The 26,002-nt window shown below is 61.5% G+C and carries 20 protein-coding genes; 6 read left to right on the plus strand and 14 right to left on the minus strand.

Annotated features, from left to right (window positions below):
- Nucleotides 1-17: 17 nt before the first annotated feature.
- Nucleotides 18-554: a hypothetical protein gene (locus DW180_RS00265; protein WP_117757906.1), complete on the plus strand. Its 537-nt coding sequence runs from the start codon at nt 18-20 to the stop codon at nt 552-554.
- A gap of 79 nt (nt 555-633) precedes the next feature.
- On the opposite strand, the gene DW180_RS00270 is transcribed toward DW180_RS00265, so the two are convergent.
- Nucleotides 634-1,353 (minus strand): YoaK family protein, encoded by a 720-nt coding sequence (locus DW180_RS00270; RefSeq protein WP_118094498.1) that lies wholly within the window; start codon nt 1,351-1,353, stop codon nt 634-636.
- Nucleotides 1,354-1,609: 256 nt separating this feature from the next.
- Here DW180_RS00270 and DW180_RS00275 point away from each other — a divergent pair, with 256 nt between their 5' ends.
- Nucleotides 1,610-3,745: a YgiQ family radical SAM protein gene (locus DW180_RS00275; RefSeq protein ID WP_233545117.1), complete on the plus strand. Its 2,136-nt coding sequence runs from the start codon at nt 1,610-1,612 to the stop codon at nt 3,743-3,745.
- On the opposite strand, the gene DW180_RS00280 is transcribed toward DW180_RS00275, so the two are convergent.
- From DW180_RS00280 to DW180_RS00330, 11 genes are all read right to left on the minus strand, one after another.
- A complete protein-coding gene (locus DW180_RS00280) occupies nt 3,742-4,653 on the minus strand; it encodes a CPBP family intramembrane glutamic endopeptidase (protein ID WP_158567698.1) in 912 nt (303 codons plus the stop codon). The genes DW180_RS00275 and DW180_RS00280 overlap by 4 nt on opposite strands.
- A gap of 50 nt (nt 4,654-4,703) precedes the next feature.
- A complete protein-coding gene (locus DW180_RS00285; RefSeq protein ID WP_117778481.1) occupies nt 4,704-4,925 on the minus strand; it encodes a hypothetical protein in 222 nt (73 codons plus the stop codon).
- Between the two features lie 215 nt (nt 4,926-5,140).
- Nucleotides 5,141-6,496 carry an ATP-binding cassette domain-containing protein gene (locus DW180_RS00290; protein WP_118236869.1) on the minus strand — a complete coding sequence of 452 codons (1,356 nt, stop codon included), beginning with the start codon at nt 6,494-6,496 and terminating at the stop codon, nt 5,141-5,143.
- Nucleotides 6,497-6,520: 24 nt separating this feature from the next.
- Nucleotides 6,521-7,576 (minus strand): ABC transporter substrate-binding protein, encoded by a 1,056-nt coding sequence (locus DW180_RS00295; protein WP_118236871.1) that lies wholly within the window; start codon nt 7,574-7,576, stop codon nt 6,521-6,523.
- A gap of 2 nt (nt 7,577-7,578) precedes the next feature.
- On the minus strand, nt 7,579-9,333 hold the full coding sequence (locus DW180_RS00300; protein ID WP_118237097.1) for an NADH-dependent [FeFe] hydrogenase, group A6: 1,755 nt from the start codon (nt 9,331-9,333) through the stop codon (nt 7,579-7,581).
- Between the two features lie 50 nt (nt 9,334-9,383).
- A complete protein-coding gene (locus DW180_RS00305; protein ID WP_118236873.1) occupies nt 9,384-11,216 on the minus strand; it encodes an NAD(P)-binding protein in 1,833 nt (610 codons plus the stop codon).
- Nucleotides 11,217-11,473: 257 nt separating this feature from the next.
- Nucleotides 11,474-12,856 (minus strand): 6-phospho-alpha-glucosidase, encoded by a 1,383-nt coding sequence (locus tag DW180_RS00310; protein ID WP_117634836.1) that lies wholly within the window; start codon nt 12,854-12,856, stop codon nt 11,474-11,476.
- 3 nt (nt 12,857-12,859) lie between these two features.
- On the minus strand, nt 12,860-14,476 hold the full coding sequence (locus DW180_RS00315) for a PTS transporter subunit EIIC (protein WP_118236875.1): 1,617 nt from the start codon (nt 14,474-14,476) through the stop codon (nt 12,860-12,862).
- Between the two features lie 99 nt (nt 14,477-14,575).
- Nucleotides 14,576-15,430: a PRD domain-containing protein gene (locus DW180_RS00320; protein WP_118237099.1), complete on the minus strand. Its 855-nt coding sequence runs from the start codon at nt 15,428-15,430 to the stop codon at nt 14,576-14,578.
- 18 nt (nt 15,431-15,448) lie between these two features.
- A complete protein-coding gene (locus DW180_RS00325) occupies nt 15,449-15,961 on the minus strand; it encodes a PTS glucose transporter subunit IIA (RefSeq protein ID WP_158549076.1) in 513 nt (170 codons plus the stop codon).
- 476 nt (nt 15,962-16,437) lie between these two features.
- Nucleotides 16,438-18,708, minus strand: coding sequence for a DEAD/DEAH box helicase (locus tag DW180_RS00330; RefSeq protein ID WP_118236877.1), 2,271 nt, complete (start codon nt 18,706-18,708; stop codon nt 16,438-16,440).
- Between the two features lie 551 nt (nt 18,709-19,259).
- Here DW180_RS00330 and DW180_RS00335 point away from each other — a divergent pair.
- The 4 genes from DW180_RS00335 to DW180_RS00350 all read left to right on the plus strand — a co-directional run bounded on the left by DW180_RS00335 (nt 19,260) and on the right by DW180_RS00350 (nt 22,903).
- A complete protein-coding gene (locus DW180_RS00335) occupies nt 19,260-21,602 on the plus strand; it encodes a cation-translocating P-type ATPase (RefSeq protein ID WP_117759898.1) in 2,343 nt (780 codons plus the stop codon).
- 147 nt (nt 21,603-21,749) lie between these two features.
- On the plus strand, nt 21,750-21,971 hold the full coding sequence (locus DW180_RS00340) for a heavy-metal-associated domain-containing protein (RefSeq protein WP_006235338.1): 222 nt from the start codon (nt 21,750-21,752) through the stop codon (nt 21,969-21,971).
- Nucleotides 21,972-22,009: 38 nt separating this feature from the next.
- Entirely contained in the window at nt 22,010-22,282 is a 273-nt protein-coding gene (locus DW180_RS00345; RefSeq protein WP_006235337.1) for a metal-sensing transcriptional repressor, read from the plus strand.
- A gap of 147 nt (nt 22,283-22,429) precedes the next feature.
- Nucleotides 22,430-22,903: a hypothetical protein gene (locus DW180_RS00350; protein WP_118236879.1), complete on the plus strand. Its 474-nt coding sequence runs from the start codon at nt 22,430-22,432 to the stop codon at nt 22,901-22,903.
- Between the two features lie 133 nt (nt 22,904-23,036).
- Here DW180_RS00350 and DW180_RS00355 read toward each other — a convergent pair whose 3' ends face one another.
- A complete protein-coding gene (locus DW180_RS00355) occupies nt 23,037-24,440 on the minus strand; it encodes an amidohydrolase family protein (RefSeq protein WP_233545119.1) in 1,404 nt (467 codons plus the stop codon).
- A 455-nt stretch (nt 24,441-24,895) separates the two neighbouring features.
- Nucleotides 24,896-25,972, minus strand: coding sequence for a hypothetical protein (locus DW180_RS00360; protein ID WP_233545120.1), 1,077 nt, complete (start codon nt 25,970-25,972; stop codon nt 24,896-24,898).
- Nucleotides 25,973-26,002 lie beyond the last annotated feature (30 nt).

The following is a 26,002-nucleotide window of genomic DNA, read 5'->3' on the forward strand; positions in this document are numbered from 1 at the left end:
CGAGGCGATGACGCGTGATGGCTACTGGTCCTAAATCGAGCAAGACGGCTACAAACGAATATCGAATCTCAATTGAAGGTAATCCTTATCCGCATACTCTGGCTCTCATCAACCCAGCGGGAGACAACCTCAACATCAAAAGACATGGGTTCACGGGTCCACTAGGACAGCTATCGAGTCTTAAATATACCGTTTATGACGATGCGAATGAAAAACTCTTCACTGTCGTCGACGGTGGCTTTAGCAACATGCCCAGGGTTGCGCTCATCATCGAACACAAGGAAGTTGCGGTGTTCGATTATGGTCTAAACAGACTTGAGATGAAGTGCGTAACGAACATACCGAATTACGCAATAAAAGGTAACTTCCTATTTGGAGATTACGATATATTCAGCCAACAGGAAGTGAAGCTATCTTCAGTTATCGTCCTTCAATGTGATAAACAATCGTGCTTTAGCATACAGGTTTTGGATAAAGCCGAATTAGCCGCCGCAATTGGAATACCTACAGCCATTGCCCTTCTTAGGGCTCGGATTGAAGAGCATCTCGAATAAATCGCAAAAAGCAGTTCGTAACAACATTCAGGAGCTAGATAGTTTTTCTGGCTCCTGAATGTTGTTACGAACATGCACCTTAGCGCTTAAGACTCGTGGTCTGCCAGTCAGCTACGATGCGGGCCCATTTCCTGTGCAAGTCGCGTTCGCGATCGATAAACATGATGGCAAACGCGATAAACAGCAGCATGCTCGCCACCGCAATGGCGTGCAGCCCCATGCGCTCGATGCACCAGTTGCCCAGCACGGCGCCAAACACAAAGGTGAAGATCACGCCAAAGTACAGCAGGCCGTTTTCCAAAAAGCCGCGCTTGTGGGTGATGATGTAATCGTCCACGTTTTGCAGTGCGTTGCGCAAGTTGCCGATGCACATGGTCGTGGCGATGCCGTGACCGTGGATCTTGCGGAAGCTCTCGACCTGCATGCCGCAGGCAAACGAAGTGAAGCAGTTGGCGAGCAGGTTGAAATCGCCACCGGGAATAAAACTCACGCCCAGCAAGATGACGGCTTCAAAGAACACCGTCACCTGGCGCCAGTGAATCACACTGCCAAACCGCTCGTGAACCAGGTCGGCAAGCATAATGCCCACGGCAAACGACACCACGGGGAAGAAATAGCGTCCCGCCAGCGCCCAGTTGCCCTCCGAGATGCTTACACCCACGAGCAGGATGTTGCCCGTCTGAGCGTTTGCGAAAACATGGTCGCGCCCTATGTACGAATAGACGTCCATAAAGCCACCGGCGAGCGCCAAGATGATGCCCAGCTCAATAGACTCCGATATCTGTTTGGCACGCTGCATCGTCGTGCATCCTCCTTGTTGACGACCCTCTCGTGCGTTGGCGGAAACATAGCCGCCGTTCATACTGTAACCCATTGACAACATGGCGCGCCCACGAGACGGGTCTCCCAATGCGCAGATACACAGTCTGGAAACAAACCGTGAGCGCGGCGCCACACCCGATGCCCGACGCCTCGTGTACTCCACCAGTCTTTTTAGCCCCGTCCCAAAAAGACTGGTTACAATTACGTGCAGCATACAAACACCGGGAGGGATCGTGGCAAAAAAGCCTCAGCACGCTCAGAATAACCAGCGCAGTCAGCAGGGCAAACAGGGCCAGCAGCAAAAGCGCAGCGGCAAGGCCCAGGGCGGCCACGCCGCTCATACCCCGGCAGCGCCCGCCCGTCCCTGGCGCCCGGGCCGCGATAAGTTCCTCCCCGTCAGCCGCGCCGATATGGACGCGCGCGGTTGGGACCAGTGTGACTTCGTCTACATCTGCGGCGACGCCTACGTGGACCACCCCAGCTTTGGTATGGCCATCATCAGCCGCGTACTCGACGCGCACGGCTACAAAGTGGGCATCATCTGTCAGCCCGACTGGACCGACCCCGCCAGCATCACGGTGCTCGGCGAGCCTCGCCTGGGCTTTCTCGTCAGTGCCGGTAACATGGACTCCATGGTCAACCACTATTCGGTGACCAAGCACCGCCGCCACACCGACGCCTATACCCCCGGTGGCGAGGAGGGGCACCGCCCCAATCGTGCCGTCACGGTCTACGGCAACCTCATCCGCCAGACGTTCAAGGACGCTCCCATCATCATCGGCGGCATCGAGGCAAGCCTGCGCCGCCTGGCCCACTACGACTACTGGCAGGACAAGCTCAAGCGCTCGGTACTGCTCGACTCGGGCGCCGACATCCTCATCTACGGCATGGGCGAGCACGCGATCGTCGAGATCGCTGACGCGCTCGACGCCGGACTGCCCGTCGATCAGATCACCTATATCAACGGCACCGTCTACCGCACCAGCTCGCTCGACGAGGTCTATGACTACGACCTGCTTCCCAGCTGGGACGACCTTGCCGCCGACAAGCTCAACTACGCGCGCAGCTTTAACGTGCAGCAGCAGAATATGGACCCCATCACCGGACATCGCCTGGTAGAGCCCTACCCCAACAGCGTCTATGTGGTACAGAACCCGCCGTCGGCAACACTCACCACCGATGAGATGGACGAGATGGCCGAGCTCCCCTACGCACGCGATTGGCATCCCGACTACGACGCGGCGGGCGGCGTGCCGGCCTTTGCCGAGATCAAGTTTTCCATTAGCTCCAACCGCGGCTGTTTTGGCGAGTGCTCGTTTTGCGCCCTCACCTTCCACCAGGGCCGCGTGCTGCAGATGCGCAGCCACGACTCGATCATGCGCGAGGCCGAGCTGCTCACACACGATCCCGAGTTTAAGGGCTACATCAACGACGTGGGCGGACCGACGGCAAACTTTAGCCGTCCCGCCTGCGACAAGCAGCTCAAGCACGGCGTATGCAAGAACAAGCGCTGCCTGTGGCCAAGCGTGTGCAAGAACATGGTGGTCGACGAGAGCGGCTACACGCAGCTGCTGCGCGACCTGCGCCAGCTGCCGGGCGTCAAGAAGGTCTTTGTCCGCAGCGGCATCCGCTTTGACTACACCATGGCCGATGCCTCGGACGAGTTTTTGCGCGAGCTTTTGGAGCACCATGTCTCGGGCCAGCTGCGCGTAGCGCCCGAGCACGTGAGCGATGCAGTGCTGTCCGTGATGGGCAAGCCGAGCCGCGCCGTCTACGATGCGTTCTGCCGTAAGTTTGAACGTCTGAACCGCGAATACGGACTCAAGCAGTACGTGGTGCCATATCTGATCTCGAGCCACCCGGGCTCAACCATGAAGGAAGCTGTGGACCTTGCCGAGGCCGTGCGCGACATGGGCTACATGCCCGAGCAGGTGCAGGACTTCTACCCCACCCCGTCCACCATGTCGACCTGCATGTACTACACCGGCGTGGACCCGCGCACCATGGAGCCGATCTATGTAGCGCGCGACCCGCACGAGAAGGCCATGCAGCGCGCGCTCATCCAGTACCGCAAGCCCGAGAACTACAAGCTCGTGCGCGAGGCACTGGAAAAGGCTGGCCGTCGCGATCTGATCGGCTACACCAAGCATTGCCTGATTCGCCCCGTGCCGCCGCGCCCGGGCGAGACGTCTGCTGGCGGTGGGCATGGCACCGGCAAGAAGGGCGGCAAGCCGCACGGTGACGCCGCCGGCAAGGGACCCAAGGGCAGCAAGGGTCACGGCGGCATGTCGCGCGCGCAGAACACCGCAGGCCGCAACCGCGCAGCTCAGGGGCGTCAGGGTGCCAACGGAGGCGGTCGCCGCAACTAGCGAAATGGTGCTCTCGCTGCGTCCATCCCACACGCTTGGCGCAGCGAGCGCATTGCCTCCACCAGGATCACGCCGGCGATTGCGACCGTGATTATCACGTCGAACGGCGTGTTCACAAACCAGAGCAACGTCATGAGATACGAGCCGGCATTAAAGGCAAAGTGCAACAGGATCGTGTAGCGGAGCTTTCCGGTCGTCACGAGCACCCAGCCAAAAATGAGGCCGGCAGCGCCCGCATAGCAGCCCTGTACCCAATTCATGTGCATAAAGCCGAAGATTGCCGCCTGCAGTACGATTGCCGCGGCGATACCCCACGTGCTCGGGGCCGCCCAAGGCACCATGGCGCCGTCCTGCGCACCCGCACGACGCCGGCGCTTCCAGAGCGGACGGCACTGCGGGTTAAATGCTCGGAGCGAAAACTCAAAAATGATGCCGCGCACCAGCAACTCCTCGCAAAACGGAGCGCCGAGCACCGTGGTCAGGACGGCCAGGTAGCTCGTGTCGCCCATGCCTGTTTCCTCGACAAGTTCACTGTAGTCGGCCGCGACCTCGGGCAACAGCGACAGCACGGCGTCGGTCACGTAGCCAACGACCACCTGCAGGGCAAGGCCGATCACGATAACGCAGGCGATGCGCCTCCATGCTTTGCCTGCTCCCCCGCCAAGCGGGCGCTCGCCCTGCCAGCGCGTCATAAACGAGCGCGGCCACAGATAACGCCACCACAGCAGCGCCATCAAAAACGACGCCATCTGCGCGGCAGCCTGAAGCAATTGAATATCGAGGTCGTCAATCGAAAAGCCCATGAAAACCGATGCGACGCCCAGAGCGGAGAACAAAACCACGCTCAGAGCGATATCGGCAGCGACGACGCCAAAACAGGCAAGCGCCCAAACCAGCGCATTGAGCATGCCAACCTCCTCCCGACGGGTAGTCATATAAGAACGTCCCCAACGACTAGTCATTGGGGACGTTCTTCAACGACCAGCCGTTGGGGACAGTCTTTGCCAAAGGCCCCGTTGGGCGAGATGTCGAACGGGAAGGTGCCGCAGCGATTGAACGCGGCGATAAACATGCGGATGGCGTTGGACGGCGTGGTGCCCACGAGCTGGGTTGCCGCCGCGAAGGCCGCCTTTTCCTCGGGCAAGACCTTCGCGACAACCGGGGTCATGTGTTCTGCCATGGCGCTTCCTTTTTGAAACGACGGTGGTGCGGATAGATGCGGGCCACGCGGCTGGGCGACGGGCTGTGAAGGCAACCCGATTGGCCCGCATCCGGAGTTTGTTTCTGCGGCGTTGGTATTACTTGGTATTCCTAAGTATTACCCCGCAGATAGAATACCACACCCGACCCCATGGGGACGGAGAAAAACGGATCATTTTGTTGCTAAGTTAGTATTTAGAGCGTGATGATGTCCGAGATATTGAGGGCCCGAGCGTCAGCGGCATCGTGTGTGGCGAGTAGGAGCATGCGACCGTCGAGCAGATCGAGCACGACCTCGGCCGTCGCATCGCGCGCGACGACATCCAGGCCGGTAAAGGGCTCGTCCAGAATCACCGCGCCGCCCGGGCACAGCAGTGCTCGGGCAATCTCGACGCGACGACGCTGCCCACCCGAGAGCTCGGCCACGCGAGCATGCAAATCGACCCCCGGCACCAACAGGCGCAGCAGGGCCGCGGCACCCGAGGCGTCCACGCGCGCGTCGGCGCACACCAGCACGTTTTCCAAAGCCGAAACGTCCTCAACCAAGCGCGCGTCCTGAAACACCATGGAGCACGGCGCGCACTCCCCCGCAGCCAGCGCAAGCAACGTCGACTTGCCCACACCCGAGGTGCCCATCACGCAGGCGCGCCCACCGGCGGGCACGCAGAGTGTCAGTCCGTCGAGCGCCGGAGCCCAGGGCGCCCGCTCGCCCACGGCGAGCGCAAGCTCCGCCGCAGCGCCGCCCCCGGCAGCCCCCGCACGCCCGCGAGCGCCGCGTCCATGCGCCCGCACGGCCACGCGCCACGCCACGGGTCCCGAAACCCGCAGCAGCCACACCAGCACGCGCTCACACGCCCACGAGGCGGCAACGACCAGCACGGTCCACGCCAGCAGATCAGCCGTCTCAATCAAAAGCTTCGCCTGATAGATGCGCTCACCCACGGTGCCCACCGCCATGCCGATGAGCTCGGCTGCCACGCCGGCCTTCCAGCTCATGCCGATCACCGACTGCGCGCACGAAAGCACAAACGGTAGAACTTCGCGCCAGGTATGGGCGCAAAACAGGCGCCAGCCCCGTACGCCATGCAGGCGAAACATCTGCTCCAGCGGTTTGTTCACTTGCGCCAAGCCCTCGGCCAGCGAGAAATACACGCCCGGCAGCGCCATCAAAAAAACAGCGGCGATGCTCACGCGCGCCGATCCCAGCCAAATGAGCAGCAGGACTACCACGCAGGCGACCGGTGTCGCCTTTACAAACGACAGCGCCGGAGCCACCAGGCGCGCAAACGCCCGCGACCGTGACGAAATCCCGGCAAGCACGCCACCACACACCGCGGCAAGCGCCAGCCCGCCCAGTATCCGCGCGCCCGAGCCCGCCAAAATCGCCCAGGTACCGCCATCGCACACCAGGCGCAGCAGCGCCAAGGCAACCGCGCCCGGCCCCGGTAAAATCAACGGCTGCGCCACCAGCGCCGCCGCAAAGATCCACACGGCAAGCCAAAAGGCGGCGACGGCACCTACTGCCGCCACCGCCTTCGCACGCTCAGTCATTTGTCGAGCAAACGCACGCACGAGCTACTCCATGTAGTAGAAATCGTCAGCCGGAAGCTTACCGCCCACGGCGCTCGCGTCCGCATCGGCCAGCACCTGTAGGTACCCACCGAGCGCCGCCTTCATATCTTTCCCCGTCTGGCACACGAGCATGCACCCGGGAATCGCCTTTTCGGCAATCGTGGCGTTATCGACGATACCCGCATCGACCACGGCCTGCGCCCAGTCTGACGGCGCCGCATTGACAGCCTTCACGCTCGCCTCGTGGCAGCTCAGGAATTCCGCCACGGCCTCGGGATGTTCCTCGGCAAACGCGCGGCGCACCACGGTCACACCCGTCAGCAAGCGCGAGCCCGTGTCTCCTGCCAGCTCGTCCCACACATCGGTCAGGCTCACCGGTGCCGACAGCTTGCCCTCGCTCTTGGCGATAGCAGCGGTCTTGAACGGCTCCGGCAGCACGCCCACGGCAGACGGATCGGCAAGCAACGCCGACAGCACCTCGGTGGGCTCGCTCTTAAACTCGAGCGTCACCTGGCCGGTCAGGCCCGCGCGCTCCAGCAGGTAGTTCATGACGTACTCCGGCGTCGTGCCCTTGCCCGTCATGTAGGCGGTGCGACCCGCCAGGTCGCCAAACGAGGCCACACTCGCATCGCCCGTCACAACGTTCAGCACGCCCAGCGTGTTGATGTCGATGACCTGCACCGCGCCCTCGGTCTTGTTGTAGAGCGCGCTCGCCACGTTGGCTGGCACCAGGGCAATGTCGATATCGCCCTGAATGACCTTGGGCACGATCTCGTCGGCGGCGGTGTTGATCGCAAAGTCGAACTCGTTGTCCGTCTCGCCGTTTGCGGCCTGGTCCATAAACTGCACCAGGCCAATCGAGGTCGGCCCCTTGAGCGAGGCGACATGCACCTCGACCGACTCTGCAGCAGCACCGGCGCCGTCCGTGGCAGCCGAGCCCGCGGCGGACCCGGCACCGGCAGCCCCGCCGCCACAGCCCGCGAGCGCAAGCGACAACGCGCCCGCGGCAAGCGCTGAGGCAAACCCTCGGCGCGACATCTCAACATTACATGCGCGCATCGTTAGCACGTCCCCTCATTAGGCATCGACCAGGCGTGGTGGTCAGTGTGCAGCAGCTCCTCGGCCAGCGGCGAGAGCGGCTCACCTAAGAACTCGCGGTAGCACGCTTGGACATCGGGATTCTCGTGCGAGAAGCGAATGTCCGCAGCGGCATCCAGGCCCCACAGCACCTGGCCGCGCTCGGCTGCCAGCTCGCAGCCGTCGTGGATGGGCTGACCGCCGCCACCGACGCAGCCGCCCGGGCACGCCATGACCTCAACGAAGTCATAGCTCACACGGCCGTCGCGAATCGCATCGAGCAGGCGGGCGGCGTTGCCCAGCCCGTGCGCCACGGCGACGCGAACCTTGGTGCCATCGATATCGGCAACGGCTTCCTTCCAGCCGTCGAGTCCACGCACGTCGGTAAAGAAATCCGCATCGGGGTTCTTGCCCGTCACCAGGTAATAGGCCGAGCGCACGGCAGCCTCCATCACGCCTCCCGTGGCGCCAAAGATCACGCCCGCGCCCGTGCCGAAGCCCAGCGGCGTATCGAGCGGCTCCTCGACCAGCGTGTCAACGCTCACGTGGCTCGCGCGGATCATGCGCACCATCTCGCGCACCGTCAGCGCAACGTCCACATCGGGCACGCCGCCCTCGCCCACCATGCTCGGCAGCGCACACTCGGCCTTCTTGGCCGTGCACGGCATCACGGACACCACGAACAGGCGCTCGGGCTCCACGCCCAACACCTTGGCGTAGTACGTCTTGGCAATGGCGCCGAACATCTGCTGCGGCGACTTGGACGTGGACAGGCTGTCGACAAACTCCGGATAGCGCGCCTTCACAAAGCGCACCCAGCCCGGGCAGCAGCTCGTGAACATGGGCCAGCCGCGGCTGTCGCCCTCGCCCTTGGCGGCCTTACCCAGGCGCTCGAGCAACTCGGAGCCCTCCTCCATAATGGTGAGGTCGGCCGAGAAATCGGTATCGAACACGTACTCAAAGCCCACGCGGCGCAGCGCGCACGCCAGGCGCTCGACGGTGGCCTCCTCGCGCGGGATGCCGAGCTCCTCGCCCCAAGCGCTACGCACAGCCGGCGCGATCTGCACCAGCACGATCTTGTCGGGATCGGCGAGAGCGTCGAACACGGTCTCGGTGTCGTCACGCTCGCGCAGCGCGCCCGTCGGGCAATGCGTGATGCACTGGCCGCATGCGACGCAATCGGTCTTGCCAATCGGCGCGCGCCCGCGGGCACCCACGGCGGTGTGCGTGGCGCGATTGGTCAGGTCCCAAATCCCCAGCCCCTGCACGTTTTCGCACACCTTGATGCAACGCATGCACTTGATGCACTTGTCGTTGTCGCGAATGATGGGAAAATCGAAGTCCCAGCCCTCGCGCGCCAAGTGCTTTTGATACGGCAGGTAGAAAATGCCCAGGTCGTTGGCGATGGTCTGCAGGTTGCAGTTACCGCTGCGCACGCAGCTCGCGCACTGCGCATCGTGCTGCGACAGCAGCAGCTGCACGTTGGTGCGACGAGCCTCGCGAGCCTTGGGGCTGTTGGTGTGGACCACCATGCCGTCGAGCACGTAGTTGTTGCAGGCGGCAACCAGCTGGTCGCAGCCCTCGACCTCGACCACGCACACGCGGCAGCCGCCGATCTCGTTTAGATCGCGCAGATAGCACAGGGTGGGAATCTGGATGCCGACGGACTTGGCTGCATCCAGGATCGTGGTGTGCTCGGACACCACGACCTCGCAATTATCGATCGTGAGCTTGACCATGTTATGCGCTCCGTTTTCGGTGTTGTCGCTGACGGTGGGGTTGTTGAGCTCTACCATTCCAGGTTCCTCCCTCCGCGGAACGCACCAAAGCCAAAGTGGTCGCAGCGCAGGCAGCGGCTCGCCTCCTGGCGCGCCTCCTGCTCGGTAAGACCTTGCTCGACCAGATTCCAATCGTGAATACGCTCGCCGGCCTCGCGCTCGCCCAGCTCGCAGCGACCGCACTCGTGCTTGCCCTTAAACTGGACGGTCGGCAGCTCGACCTCGAGTTTAATCTTGTGATCAAAGCCCAGGTAGCGGTCAATGTTTGCCGAGGCCACACGGCCAGCGTTGATGGCGCGGATGACGGTGGCGGGGCCGGTCTGGCAGTCGCCGCCGCTAAAGAGGCCGTCGAAGTTGGGCACGGCGCCGTCCGAGTCGGTGACGACGCAGCCCCACTTGCAGGCAATGCCCATCTCCTCAAACGGCTTGGAATCGATGTCCTGGCCAATGGCCACAAACACGCGCTCGCAGGGGATGACACGCTCGGGCGTAGCGGCGGCACGCGGGGCCGGGCGACCACGGCGGGGCTCGCCGATAATCTGCGGTTGTACGCGCAGGCCGCACACGCGACCGTCCTCGCCGGTCTCGATGGCGAGCGGGGCCGTCAGCTCCAGCACCTCGCAGCCCTCGGCCTGGGCGCCGGCGATCTCGGCGTCCTGGGCCGTCATGTCGCAGATGCGGCGGCGGTAGACGATGCTTACCTTTTCGGCGCCGCAGCGCACGGCAGAGCGGGCAACGTCCATGGCAACATTGCCGCCACCGATGACGCACACGCGCTGGCCGCTCAGATCGGGCAGCTCGTCGTCACCGATGGCGCGCAGCATCTTGACGGCCGACTCCACGCCGGGCGCCTCTTCGCCCGGAAGGCCGAGCTTCTTGTCGTTGTGGGCACCGATGGCCAGGTAGACGGCATCGTACTCGTCACGCAGACGGGCGAGCTCCTCGCCGCGCACAGAGTGGTCGAGCTCCACGTCGATGCCGGCGCTCAAGATCCAGTCGATCTCGGCCTGCAGGCGCTCACGCGGCAGACGATAACTGGGGATACCGTAGCGTAGCATGCCACCCAGGTGGTGACGCTGCTCAAAAATCGTCACCTTATGGCCCATCACGGCCAGATAATAGGCGCAGGAGAGACCAGCCGGGCCGCCGCCGACCACAGCGACACGCTTGCCGGTATTGTCCACGACATGCGGCTTGTGGTCGTTGAGGTCACTATGCTCGACGGCAAAACGCTTGAGGACGAGGATGTTCATGGGGTCGTCGACCATACCACGGCGGCAGTGCATCTCGCAGGGATGCTCGCACACCAAGCCGCAGACGAGCGGCAGCGGGTTGTTTTTGCGGATGACTTTGACGGCGTCGGCATAACGGCCGGCCTCGACCAGCGAGATGTACCCGGGAATGTCGACGTGCGCCGGGCAGCCCGATACGCACGGAACGCGCGCCTCACGGTCAAAGCCGCAGGAGTGCTCGCGAATGTGGTGTTCAAAATCGTCGCGGAAGCCGCGAATGGCGGTGAGCGCCATGGCACCAGCCTCGTAGCCGATGGCGCAATCGCTCGAAAGATAGATGGTGCGGGCCGTACGCTCGATGAGGTTGAGCGTGGAATCGTCGGCGCGTCCTTCGAGCACGTCGGCGAGCAGGTCGCTCAGCGCGCTCAGGCCCACACGGCAAGGTGTGCACTTGCCGCAGCTCTGGGTGGAGCACAGGTTGACGAGCGCTGCCGTAAACTCAACGGGACACGGGGCGAGCGAACTCACCGCCAGACGACGTCCGAGCGCATCGTGCAGATCGTCCATGACGGCCTGAGCGTGGCTGCGTTCCATTACGTGCAGTCGTGCCATAAAGATCCCCTCTCACATGGCAGCCCGGAGGCGAGGCCGGGCGAAATTGCTACACGCACAACACTGACCTAAAAAGTTGTTAGGTCTCCACGCAGTTCGGCAGGCGGCATGAAATGTCACCCTCAGCGGTGAAATAGAACATTACCGCAGATAAATGCCATATTTGATAAAACGCGTTACCAAATGACAATGCCCCGTCCACGCAATCACGTGGACGGGGCATTGCTCTAGGTATGCGGCCAGCGACCCTGTTGCCTTTACTTAAGCTCGGGCCAGAAGTCCTTGTTGGCCTCGATCATGTCGTCGAGAACCTCCTTGGCGACCTTCATCGACGGCACGGTCTTGTTGAGTGTGAAGGCCTTGAGCGCCTTCTCGTACGAACCCTCGATCGTAGCCTCGACCACGAGCTTCTCGGAGTTCAACTGCTGCATCATAAGACCTTGCTGGAACAGAGGAATGTTGTCGCGGCTGATGACCTCGGGGCCGTTCTTGCCAATGTAGGCAGGCAGCTCGACCATAGCGTCGTAGGGCATGTTGGGGATAGCGCCCTTGTTCTCGCAAATGACCAGGAAGCGCTGCTTGGTGTCGTTCTTCAGAGCGATAGCCAGGTCGGCAATCCAGTCGCCGTGGCTGCCCGCATAGAACGTGCTCTCGTCGATCTCGCCCGTCTTCTCGTAGTGATCGATACCATCAAAGAGGTTCTTCTCACGCGTCTCCTCAACCTCGTTAGCACGGGTGCGCTCGGGGTTGGAATGCTCGACGAACTCCTTCTGCTGCAGGTAGTAGTTCAGGTACGTGTTGGGCAGGTACTCCGGGAAGCACTCCATGATCTCGTACTCGCCCTTCCAGACGTAGTACCAGCTGCCCTTGGTGTGGCGGTTCTGCTCGGGGTGCTCGTCAGTGGCCTCCTCGGGCTTCTTGGACATCAGCGAGCCCATGCCCTTGAGGTACGAATCGGGCAGCAGAATCTCGTGCTCCTTGATGTACTCGCGCAGCTGCGGGAGCACCTCCTCGCCCTTGTGGCGGATCGAGGTGAACCAACCAAAGTGGTTGAGACCAAAGTAATCGTACTCGACATCCTTCTTGTCGATATCGAGCGCGGCGCAAACCACGTCGATAATCGCGATCGGCATGTCGCAGATGTTGATGATGCGAGCGTTGGGGCGCAGGACGCGGCAGCCCTCGGAGACGATGGCGGCAGGGTTGGAGTAGTTAAGAATCCAGTAGTCCTTCTTGGCATACTTCTCAACGTCGTCAATCAGCTCGACCATGGGGAAGATGGTGCGCATGCCGTAGGCAAGGCCGCCGCAACCGCAGGTCTCCTGGCCCACGCAGCCGTGACGCAGCGGAATCTTCTCGTCCTGCTCGCGCATGGCATAGCCGCCCACGCGCATCTGGGCAAACACGAAGCTCGCGTCCGTAAAGGCAGTCTCCTTGTCAGTGGTCACCGTGAGCTTGATGTCCAGGCCAAGGTCCTCGTGCAAAATCCAGTCCACGAGCACGCCGATCTTGCGCTGGCGCTCCTCGTTGATGTCGTACAGACGAATCTCGTCAACGTCGAGCTCGTCCTTGCGCAGAGCGATGGACTTGACGATGCCGGGGGTAAAGGTGGATCCGCCACCACACAGAGTAATGATCATTGTTTACTGCTCCTTCTCAATTGCGTTTTCGACCTTGTCGCGCATCTCGGCGACCTTCATGCCAAAGATGATCTGGATATTATTGCCGTTGCGGTTGATGCCGCTGTTGGGCACGTGGTTGATGAGGTCCTCATTGATGAGGTCCGGGTTCTTAACGTTCACGCGGAGACGCGTAAAGCAGTTCTCGAGCTCCTCGATGTTGTCCTTGCCACCAAGACCTGCGACCAGGTCGGCAATACCTGCATCGACGCCCTCTGCGGGGGCCGCGGCAACAGCGCCCTGCTTCACCGCGACAGACGCGGCGGCCTCGCCCTCGGCAACGGACTCGGCGAGCTCGGACTCCTCCTCGCGGCCAGGCGTGTGGAGGTTGAGCTTCTTAATCAGGAAGGTGAAGAGGAAGAAGTACAGAGCGGCGTTGACGACTCCGAGCACGAGCATCATCGGCCAGTTGGTCTTATCGACACCAAGGACCAGGTTGGAAACCACGATGTTGATGATGCCGCCTGCAGTCGAAGCGGGCACGGAGAGGACCTTGAGCAGGACCAGGAAGATACCGGAAAGAACCGAGTGAACAACAAAGAGCACGGGAGCGGCAAAGACAAAGAGGAAGTCCATGGGCTCGGTGACACAGGAGAGCACGGCGGTGATGATCAGCGGGATGATAACGGCCTTGGTCTTATCCTTGTTCCCCTTGTAAGCGGTGAAGATAAAGGCGAGACCGATACCGATGTAGGGCCACAGGTTGTTGAAGGTGTAGCTGTTGAAGTAGGTGCTATCGGAGAAGGGCTGGCCCGTCATTGCCATCTCGGCGACACGGATGGGATAGGCGCCGGCGATAACCTGATCGCCAAGCGTCAGGGTGCCGCCCACATCGGAGAACTGGAACGGGGTGTAGATGAGGTGGTGCAGACCGGTGGGAACGAGCAGCTTGTTGAGCATGCCGTAAATAAAGAGGCCGATGTTGCCGGATTCCTTAATAATGCCGGCGACGGAGGAGATGGCACCCTGAACCGGAGGCCAAACGATGCAGAAGCCCGCGCCCATGATCCAGGAGATGATGATCATGATCAGGAACGGGAAGCGAACGCCCGAGAACATCGAAAGGGCAATGGGGAACTGCTTGTTCGAGTACTTGTTGAACACGGCACCGGTGATGCAACCAAGAATGATGCCGCCAAACACGCCGGTGTCGAGCACCTGAATGCCCATAACGGTGCTCTGGCCGGTTCCGGTAAGGCCGAGCATGCCGCTCGCATCGGCAAGAGAGCCGGTGGCGTTGAGCACGATGTTGTTAGCCTGCAGGAACAGGAAGAACGACATCAGGGCGATCAGCGAAGCATGGCCCTTGTTCTTCTTTGCCATGGCGCCGGCGATGCCCACGCAGAACAGAATCGAGAGGTTGTTGATGATAAACATCAGCGACTGATAGACAACGGCGCCCACAAGCTGGAACGGACCGGAGCCCAGTACGGGGACCAAAGCGCAGATGGTCTTGTTGGTCAGAATGATGCCCACGATGAGCAGGATGCCGGCAACCGAGAGATACATCATCGGCTGGACGATCGACTTCGCGAACACCTCCAACGGCGCTTTGAAATTGAACTTCTTTTTTGCGGTCATAGCGGTACTCCCCTTCCTTTTCCGCAAATTAAGACAGATGTGCCCTGGACAAGGCCGTGAGCCCTGCCTTATATCAATCGATGTGTGGGCACGTTATGCCTAGAGACCGGGTTCTCCAAGCAGGTTAACAATGTGATATGCGAGATAACTCTTCTCGGCATCGGTAACGACAACGTTATAGGTAGACGACAAGTGGGCGGCTATGGCGTCCGCGCACGAGAACGCGCACGGATACTTAGTTTCATCGATTCGGAACAGTGCATCGTCATTGATCTGCCCGGCCGCGGGGTCAAGCGCCCGCTGTGCGAAAAACTGCAGGTGGCGGACGAAACGCTCATAGGGCAGCGAGGTGTCATCGAGGGTCGTGGCATAGCGCTCGGAAACAATCGCGAGCACGTCGCGAACAAGCTGGACCGAGATGATGAGACGGTCGGAGCGTTGCGGCATGGTGGCGTTGACGATATGCAGCGTAATAAAACCCTGCTCTTCTTCGCTCATCTGGATGCCCATATACTCCTTGACAATCTGCAGCGCACGGCCCGCAAGCGCGTACTCCTTGCGATAGAACTGCTGGATCTCGAGCAGCAACGGGTTCTCGCAGGGAACGCCCTTGCGCTCACGCTCCAAAGCAAGGCTGATATGGTCTGCGAGAGCGATGAGGATCTTGTCGTTGATATCGACATTGAGCTCTCGACGAAGCATCTGAACGATGTCCTCGGAAATCACGAGGTTGACGGTGGGGATGGACTCCAAAAGATGTGCCAAGCGGTCAATCGTACGCGAATCCTGAGAAGTGCCCTCCTGCAGCGCATAGGTCTTTTCGACCGATGCTTCATCGATAGCGTCGCCGGCATGACGGCCAAAGCAGAGGCCTCGACCGATGACAATGAGCTCGGAGCCATCGTCCGAAGTGACCATTGCGACGTTATTGTTGAAAACTCGCTTGATAACCACGGTACCCACCAAAAGAATTTACTCGGAAAGCCAGACGACAGGCTCTTTAACAGCAACAGGGCCGGAAGCGTGCTCACGAAGAGTCGAGTTCTCCGAACGCTCGCACACGATAACGAAGACCGTGGGATCGAAGCCGGCGGCGCGGACCGCGTCAAAATCGACCTCAACGAGGGGCTGGCCCGCGTCGACATGGTCACCCTGAGCAACAAGCGCATGGAAGCCCTTGCCCTCAAGTTTAACAGTGTCGATTCCGATATGCAGCATCACCTGAGCAGAGCTGTCGTCGGACATGATGCCCAGCGCGTGCTCAGTCGGAAACAGCGCCGCGACGGTGCCGGAAACAGGAGCGCACACCGTTCCCTCTTGGGGAACCACGGCAACGCCATCGCCCACGGCACGGCTGCTAAAAGCGGGGTCATTGGTATTTTCTAGATGAACAAGCTCGCCGGAAACGGGAGCGAGGATTTCGAACTCGGAAGCTGCAGTCTTCTGCTCATCCGAACCGCCCATCAGGCGAGAAAAGAAACCCATGGTGGCATGTCCCTTCATAAATATAGCCCAACCAAAATCAAGCGAATGCATCCATAGAGACACACCCGTTCAAAGACTTTGGTTAGGCCCACGTCCGAGGGACTCGGTAACCTTCCGCATTTCTTTTTACGGGAGTTATTGTAGACAAGCCCAAAGCCAGAACAATCATTATGACCGGTGAGCGGTATTTTTTCTTCGATAAACGGTATTTAGGCGGCACTTAGGGACGTTCCTTTCCCGCCGGCACCCAGGGACACTCCTCACTCTGGTGCGTTGTGGACAGGTTTGTTTGCACCAATCATGAGTTGCGGTGAAATAGGGACTGAAAAGCCGCTCAAAAGGCCAAAACAGTCCGTATTCCACCGCAACTTCATGACGTTGGTGCAGATTAACCTGACCTCTTTGCACCAAAAAGGGCCCCGAGCATAGTCTGCTCGGGGCCCAAACTCATCTCGCCTTATCGCGCGACGCGTATGTTACTTGCGCTTGCCGCCGCCGTCGCCGGGGCGACGGGAGCTGCCACCGTGCTTGCCGCCACGGCTGTTGCCATAGCTGCCACGGTTATCGCGACCGCCGGCACGGCCGCCACGGGAACCGGCCTGGTTGCCGCCGCGACCACCACGGTAGCCGCCGCGACGCTCCTCGCGGGTGTCGTCGTAGTTGCGCCAGTCATCGCGACGATCGCGGCTGGCACGCGGGTCGCGACGATCGCGCGACTCATTCGAACGACCGGCGCCGCTGCGGCCACCGTTGCCACGAGCGCCCTCGCGACGCTCACCACCGCGGCCGCCCTCGCGGCCTCCGCGCTCGTCAAAGCGCTTGCCGCCGCGGGACTCGCCGCCGCGGGTACCACGCTCGTCACGCGAACCACGGCCTTCGCCGCCGCGACGCCCATCACGGCCACCGCGCTCGTCATCACGACCGGAACGACGGCGGTCGCCCGCACCGCGCTTGCCACCGCGCGAACCGCGGCCCTCGTCCTCGCGCTCGACACGACGACGGCCACCGCGATCCTCATCCTCTCGACGGCGGCGATGCGCCTCGCCCTGGAACTGCTTGGCACGACGCTCGGCACGGTTACCGCGCGCAGGCTGCTCAGCGGCACCAGCACCAGCGCGCTCCTCGGCAGCCACCTCGCGGGCCACGCTCTCCACAGCCTCGTCCACGCAAGCCTGAACGCCCTCGCGCACGCGGGTCTTGCCGCCACGCTTGGGACGACTCGGGCGCTCGCCGTCGCTGCGGCGCTCGTCGCGACCGCGGTTGGAACGACCGGCCACATCGCCGTAATCGTCGCCGTTGCGCTTGCCGTCGCGACGCGCCTGCTCAAGCTTCTTCTTGCTCTTGGACTTGCCACGCTTGGTCTTCTTCTTCACCTTAAAGGCCGCAGGGTCGCGCTCGGGATCAACCGCGGGCGGATTGGGACCCACATTCAGACCGCCGGCCTCGTAGATGTCGGCGGTCTTGTCCATGAGCTTCTCGATCTCGTAGAACTCGTCCACGTCCTGCTCGGTCACAAACGTAATGGCCCAGCCCAGCTCGCCGGCGCGGCCCGTACGGCCAATACGGTGGATGTAGTCGGTCGGCTCGGCCGGCACGTCAAAGTTCACGACGTAGCGCACATCGCTAATGTCGATGCCGCGGGCGAGCACGTCGGTTGCCACCAACACGTCGACGGTACCGTCGCGGAAGGCCGAAAGGGCACGCTCGCGCTGGGCCTGGCTGCGGTTGCCGTGAATCGCGGCGGCCTTAATGCCCTTGCGCTCCAGACGACGGCAGCAGCTGTCGGCGCGGTGCTTGGTGCGCATAAAGACGATAGTGCGCTCCGGGCCCTCCTTTTTGAGGAACTCGGGCAGCAGGTTGTTCTTTGCCTCGATGGACACCGGGAACACAAACTGGTCGACGGTATCGGCGGTCGACGTGGCCGGCGCGATCTCCACGCGGGCCGGGTCGCTCACCAGATCGGTGATCTCACCCACGGCCTCCTCGTCGAGGGTCGCCGAGAACAGCAGCGTCTGGCGCTCGGCCGGCGTCTCGCGCACAATGCGGCGGACGGCGGGCAAAAAGCCCATGTCAAGCATGCGGTCGGCCTCGTCGAGCACCAGCACCTTGACCTCGTCCAGGTGGCAGGCGCCCTGCTCGATCAGGTCGACCAAACGACCCGGCGTGGCGACCAGGATGTCACAGCCATACTTGAGGGCCGCAGTCTGCGGCTTGTAGCTCACGCCGCCCACGACGGTAACGGCGACATGGCCGGTGACGTCGGCAATCTTGCTCGCAACCTCGTCGATCTGCTGGGCAAGCTCGCGCGTGGGGGTGATGACGAGCATCACGGGACCGCGACCGTTGCCCTCGGGCTTTTTAGCACCGCGACGACGGTTGCGACCGCCGCGCTCACGCACGGGCTTGGGCGGAGCGATGTGCTCCAGATTGTTCATGGTCGGCAGCAAAAAGGCGGCCGTCTTGCCGGTGCCGGTCTGGGCGGCGGCAAGCAGGTCGCGACCCTCGAGCACCACGGGGATGGAGCCGGCCTGAACGGGCGTGGGCGCCGTGTAGCCCAGATTCTCGATAGCACGAAGCATCTCGTCGGAAAGTCCCAGCTCGTCAAAGGCGGGCAGGCTCTCGGTAGCGGACTCGACGGCCTGGGCAGCATTGGCCTCATCGGCGGCATCGAAGGCAGCCTGGGTCATGGCCTCGCGGGTCTCGTCCAGAATCTCGGCGTCCGTGACGTCAGATACAGAATTACGCATATGTTGTTGTTCCTTATCTGCACGCGTTATGGGCACGGCATGCAGCCGCGCGGGGCGTGCTTGGTAGTGCGCTAATACATACAAAACAGGTGCGCACAGAGAGGACGTTGCTCAGCACGCTGGCGATCGCTTTGGCAGCCCTATCACGCGCCGTCCAGACGCAGCGGCCCTAAGCGATGGAGCAGATTCGCCGCCGGTTAGTATACCCGCGCTTCGCATGCCCCCACGTAAACCACAGATGACGGGGCGGGTCTGGGCCGATTGTCTCAATCTGTAACAGTTACGAGACAAAACCGGGTCTACACGTTACAGATTGAGACGAACTCAAACATCGCAAAACATAATCTCGATCTGTAACAGTTAGAGGTCATTTTCCCCGCTAGATGTTACAGATCGAGATGTTTGACATGAGCTGCCAACGATTGAGCAGCCACCCGCATCTGTAGCGAAATGTCATACATTCTCATCTCCACTGGACACCCCCAGGGGGTATGGGTGTATAGTATCGGCAGGTTAACAATTCAAACACTACGCCACAGAAAGGAGAAGCCATGGCTCAAGATAAGTTCGATGTGGGCGGCATGACATGCGCCGCCTGTCAGGCGCACGTGGACCGTGCCGTGAGCAAGCTCGACGGCGTCCAAAGCGTCGCGGTCAACCTACTCGCCGGTTCCATGATGGTCGACTACGACCCCGCGCAGGTCTCCCCCGACGATATCTGCACCGCTGTCGACCGCGCAGGCTACTCGGCCTCGCCCGTCGATGCGGGCACCGGTGCCGCCGGCTCAAACGGCAGCACGCAAGCCAGATCCGGCGCCACCCATATGGAATCGCCCACCAAAAAGCTAGAGGCCACTGCCTCCGCCATGCGCACCCGTCTCATCATCTCAATCATCTTTCTCATTCCGCTGTTCTACATAGGCATGGGACACATGCTCGGCTGGCCGCTGCCCAGCATCTTCACCGACCACATCCACAGCATGACGCTCGCCCTCACCGAGCTTGTCCTGCTCATCCCCATCGTCTACGTCAACGACGCATACTTTATCAACGGCTTCAAATCACTCGTGCACGGCGCGCCCACCATGGACGCTCTCATCGCCGTCGGCGCCACCGCCTCCATCGCTTGGTCGCTCTATGCCATGTTTATCATGGCCGACCAGCTGGCCACAGGTCAGGTGCACGAGGCCATGATGACGGGCATGGACAACCTGTATTTTGAGAGTGCGGGCACGATCCTGTCGCTCGTCACCGTGGGCAAATACCTTGAGACGCGCAGCAAGTCCAAAACCGGCGGCGCCATCGAGGCGCTGATCGACCTGGCGCCCAAGACCGCGACCGTCGTTGCCGACGACGGTACCGAAACCACCGTCGACGTCGACAGCATCCTTCCCGGCCAGGTCCTGCGCGTGCGCCCCGGCGAGTCCATCCCCGTCGATGGCGTGGTGCTCGAGGGCAGCTCGGCCGTGGACGAGAGTGCGCTCACCGGCGAGTCCATCCCCGTGGAAAAGGTCGCCGGCAACACCGTCAACGCCGCCACGGTCAACCGCACCGGATCGTTTACCTTCCGTGCCACGCGCGTGGGCGCCGACACGTCGCTCGCCAAAATCATCCAGCTCGTCGAGGACGCCAACGCCACCAAGGCGCCCATCGCCCGCATGGCCGATAAGGTCGCCGGCGTGTTTGTGCCCGTGGTGTTCGTGATTTCGGCCGTGACCTTTGCGGCGTGGATGGCACTGACCGGCAGCATCAACGAGGCGCTCACCTCCGCCGTGGCCGTGCTGGTGATCAGCTGTCCGTGCGCACTGGGTCTGGCCACGCCCGTCGCCATTATGGTGGGCACCGGCAAGGGCGCCGAGATGGGCATTCTGTTTAAGAGCGCCGAGGCGCTGGAGAATCTGCGCAGCGTGGGCACCGTGGTGCTCGATAAGACGGGCACGGTCACCCGCGGCAAGCCGGCCGTGACCGACATTGTGGTGGCCACGCGCGTTGACGGCTCGCCCGCCATGAGCGAAAAGGCGCTGCTCAAGCTGGCCGCCGCGTTGGAGCGCTCGAGCGAGCACCCGCTGGCCGAGGCGATTATGGCCGAGTGCGAGTCGCGCGGAATCGTCGCGCGCATGGTCGAGGACTTTGCCGCCGTGCCTGGACGAGGCGTTACGGCGCGCGAGGGACAAAACGCCATTGCAGCCGGCAACGTACGCCTGATGGACGAGTTGGGCGTTACCGTGCCCGCGGGTCTTGCCGAGCAATTTGCCGCCGAGGGCAAAACACCGCTGTTCTTTGCCAAGAACGGCGAGCTTATCGGCACCATCGCCGTGGCTGACGAGGTCAAAGAGACGAGCGCCGGGGCCATCGCCGCGCTGCGCAAGCTCGGCGTCGACGTGCGCATGCTCACCGGCGACAACCGCGTGACGGCCGAGGCCATCGCCCGCCGCGTGGGGCTGAGCAGCGAACAGGTCATCGCCGACGTCCTCCCCGCCGACAAGGAACGCCACGTGCGCGAGCTGCAGGATGCGGGCGGCAAGGTCGCCATGGTGGGCGACGGCATCAACGACTCCCCCGCCCTGGCGCGCGCCGACGTGGGCCTTGCGATCGGCACCGGCGCCGACATCGCCAAAGAAGGGGCAGATGTGGTGCTCATGCGCAGCGACCTCATGGATGCTGCGCGCGCCATCGAGCTGTCACGTGCCACAATCCGCAACATCAAGCAGGACCTGTTCTGGGCGCTGTTCTACAACGGCATCGGCATTCCGCTGGCGGCGGGCGTGTTCTTCCCCCTCACCGGTTGGCAGCTCTCGCCGATGTTCGGCGCCGCGGCCATGAGCCTATCGAGTGTCTGCGTCGTAAGCAATGCGCTGCGCCTGAAATCCTTTAAGCCTAAAGTGGCAAAATAGGCTCACCATTAAGTCCATTTAGAACGGGTTTTCCAGGTGCCCGAGATTGACCTGAAAGAGGAGCGACGCGTACTTTGGTACGCGAGCGACGGCTTGAAGGTCAAGGTCGGGTGCTTGGGAAAGCCGACACAACAGAGAGGAATACCAATGCGTTACACGATTAAGACTTCGGGCCTTATGTGCGGTCACTGCGACGCTACTGTCGAGACGGCACTGCTCAACGTGGCCGGCGTGACCGACGCCGACGCCGATCACGAGACCCAGACCGTCCAGGTGGAGTGCGCCGACACCGTGACCGCCGAGCAGCTCGCCGCCGCCGTCGAGGGCGCCGGCGAGAAGTTCCACGCCCTGTCCGTAACCGCCGCGTAACGACCCACGCGTACCCCGACCAGAAACGAGGACCCGCCATGATGGCAGACCATAAATCGGTGACCCGCATGCTCAAGACGGCACGCGGTCAGATCGACGGCATCCTGCGGATGGTCGAGGAGGACCGCTACTGCGTCGATATTTCCACGCAGCTCATGGCCACACAGGCGCTCATTGCGCGCATCAACGCCGACGTGCTCAAGGCGCATATCGAGGGCTGCGTGACTTCGGCAATCGAATCGGGCGACGAAGACCTCAAAGCCGCCAAGCTCGCCGAGATCGAACGCGTCGTCGACAAGCTCTCCAAGTAATTGGGGCATTGGGGACAGACTTCTTTGCACCATCTTGGTGTATCGGGGACGGGTATGTTTTGCACCACCTTGGTGTAGATTAACCTGTCCCCCTTGCTCTAAATCGGGTATAAAGGCGTGCAGCATATCGAACGAAAGGCAATTTGCATGAATGACTTTATGAAGGGTCGCAATGGTGCTGACGAGCTCACCATCGTGATGGGCTTTGCTGGAATCGTCATCGCGATGATCGGTTCGATGGCTCGTATCCAGTGGCTCAGCTGGATCGCCATCGCCGTGATCGTGCTCGGCGTGCTGCGTGGCCTGTCCAAGAATATCGACGCACGTCGCAAGGAGAACGCGGCCTTTGTCGCCGCGACCGCGAACGTCCCCGGCTTGGGCAAATTCGTCGCCAGTTTGGGCGGCGGCGCTGCGGCGTCCAACGCCTCGCGCGCAGCCGGAACGAGCAAGGAAGACTTTGAGCGCGCCAAACGCACGGCCAAGAAGATGTGGAAGGGCCGTAAGACCACGGCATACCTCAAGTGCCCCAACTGTGGCCAGATGCTCTCCGTCCCCAAGGGCAAAGGCAAGATCCGCGTCACCTGCCCCAAGTGCCACGCCAAGATGGAAACCCGCTCCTAGCGCCCGCACACGGGACAAATTAATCAGGTTTGTTTGTCCCAAATCTTAAGTATTTGTTCGATAAAAAAGCCGAGGCCTCGTGTTGAGACCTCGGCTTTTTGTATGCGGCAACGGAGCTGTCCCTTTGACTCGTCTACGCCACACCGTCGCGGGCAAGCTCCTCGGCCAACGCCTCGGCAGGCATGGCCATAATCGCGTCGAGCTCGGCGTCCACCTCGGGAATACGCTTCACCTTGAGTTTGCGCACCAGATCACCACGGCACATCACGTACGTCGGCTCACGCAGTGCGCACAGATCATCGAGCGGGTTCTTGCGCGTTACCAAGATATCGGCAGCCTTGCCGCACTCGATCGTACCGGTCTCGCCGCCCAGCCCCAGCAGCTCGGCATTGACCTGCGTGGCCGTATGCAGCGCAAAGGCATTACTCACGCCCACGTACTTGGCAAAATAGGCTACCTCGCGCCACATGTCGTACTGCGTCACGAACGGACAGCTTGAGTCCGTGCCCAGGCCCACCTTAACGCCAGCTTCCAGTGCGGCGCGAGCGCTCTCGATAATACCCGAGCACACGATATCGCCGTTCTTCTTTTGCGTATCGGTCGAATGGGTCTTCTCCGGGTCGAGCAGCACAAACGGCAGCGCCGGGCTGATTGTGCAGGTAACGCTCGGTGCACGCCCCTCAAGCTGCGTCCCAGCGGCGCCGCGGTACAGATCCAAGATTTCGGGAGTCATCGGGGCACCGTGCTCGATCGTATCGACGCCGGCCTCAAGCGCGGCCTTCACGCCTTCGGTGCTCTCGACATGGGCCATAACCGACAGGCCCACCTCGTGCGCCGCCTTGCACGCCGCTGCGGCAACCTCCACCGGCATACGCAGCACGCCCGGCTCGCCCACCTCGGTCGCATCGAACACACCGCCCGTTACGAACAGCTTAATGACGTCGGCACCGCGCGCGTACAGGTCGCGCACCTGCTCGACTGCCTCGACGGGGCTATTTGCCACCTGAGCAAACAGCCCCGCGCCATGGCCGCCCGGCACCGTGACGCCCGTTCCCGGTGCTACCAGGCGCGGACCCTGATACTTGCCGGCATCGATAGCATCGCGCACAGCAAGATCGGCAAACAGAGGATCGCCCGCGCCGCGCACCGTGGTCACGCCGCTTGCCAGCTGCTGCTGGGCACTGCCCTTGAGGATGCGGCGGACGATGGCACGGCCCACGGGATTATCGAGCTTCTTCATCAGCGCGCCCGCATCGCCGGCCGAGACAGGCTTGCCCGAGCCGCACAGGTGCACGTGCATATTGATGAGGCCCGGCATGAGATACGCACCGCCCAGGTCGATGATCTCGGCACCCGCTGGAGCTTGGGCCACGGCGCTCGGTCCCATCCAGGTGATGATGCCACGCTCGACGACCACGGCCATATCGGGCTGCGGCTCCATATGCTCCGAGCCATCCAGAACGGTCGCATTGATAAACAACGTGGGACGATCGGCAGTCGTCATATCGAGCTCCTCCCCCTCAGAAAACTTGAACATTTGTCCATTATTATCCAGCGTGGCAGGATTGCTGCGGACATATCGGTTAACGGAGGGAAGAGAGGATGTGGGAGACGGAATACGTTGCAGTCCCACCCCAGCGACACCAGGGAAATGTCTCGATCTGTAACAGGTAGACCGTCTTTAACCTTCCAAATGTTACAGATCAAGATCTTTCGGCACCGCGTCCAACCTTTGTCTCAATCTGTAACAGTTTGGTCGAATTTTGGCCGTTAGATGTTACAGATCGAGATATTCTCCAGCCCTGTCGTCAAACGTCTAAATCTGTAACAGGTAGACAGGTTTTCGGCCTCTAGACGTTACAGATTGAGATCTTTTAGCGGCAGCCAACCTTCTGTCTCGATCTGTAACAGTTGCGAGGCCAAACGGCCCCTTGTTGTTACAGATTGAGACGAACTCGTCCGGAACAACCACATCCGCGTTAGTCGTACCCCTCAGCGCCCATACCACTGCCGCTTCCATTGCTCAGCAAAATCGGCCCGCTGTGGAATACCCGCCAGCCTCATTTTCTCGACCAGCTTCACCGGATCTTTGAGTTCGTTAAACGTGAACCGAAGCACCTTGTGCCCGAGCATTGTCAGATGAGATTCCCGCTGACGCTCTGCCACGAACGGGTCGACCGACTCCCGACCCTCGCCGTTCTGCAAGGTATACTTCCCCTTTCCGTCGAGCTCGCCGATGACACATGTCCCGTCCTCGAGCCTCCAGAAATAATCGACCCGAAACACCTGGCTCGAATTGAGCGGATCGCGAAACTCCACCTGCAACTCCGGAACCGGAAAGCCGTATGCAATAAAGAATGCTCGGAACCGAGACTCGCCACCATTTTCGGACAGGCCATCTGCATGCGACGCAATCACCTGAGCTCTGCGATACCCGCGCCTGCCCTCGCAATCGGCGCGGAGGCGCTCGCACAAATCCCCACGTGATACACCTTTCGCCCGCAGTGCAGAATCGGCAATCGCCAACCCGTAGGAGAACGGCGCACGCAGCAAGCAATCCTCCACCGTGCGCCAAAACGACGTTACCCGCACGCCATCAACGCGCTCGAGCGCGCCCGCCATCTGTGGACGCAACAACCTGCACCCGCTGCTCAACGTCACTGAACAGCCCGTCTTAACAAGAAAACGCGGCCCGAGTAGATCATTCGGCACCTCCAGACCCCACAAAAGCGCCGCGTCATAGCCCCAAAACGCCCAATCGGGATGAAACTCTGCAAGCCCTTTGATAGTACGCAGTGCTCGCTCCGCCGGTGTCAACGCATCCCAATCATGTTGAAAACAGAACAGGTACGGCTCGGGCTCCGCGATATCATCGGTTCCAACATGGCGCCGCAGCCACATGAGCTCGGTATTGTCATGCGTTGCGAGCAGCGCACCTTGCTCGGTCGCCTCCGTGAGCCGCGCGAGCATCCTATTCCGCGCCAACGTGTTGCGAGTCGTATGCTTGTGCTTGAAAACGGTATTAGACACTTCCATCACCACCACATCGGACAAATGAACCATCGTCACCGTTGCCTCCGCCGACAAATGTCTTGATCT

It is taken from the genome of Collinsella sp. AM16-21, from assembly GCF_003471905.1.
In the GTDB taxonomy this organism is placed as follows: domain Bacteria; phylum Actinomycetota; class Coriobacteriia; order Coriobacteriales; family Coriobacteriaceae; genus Collinsella.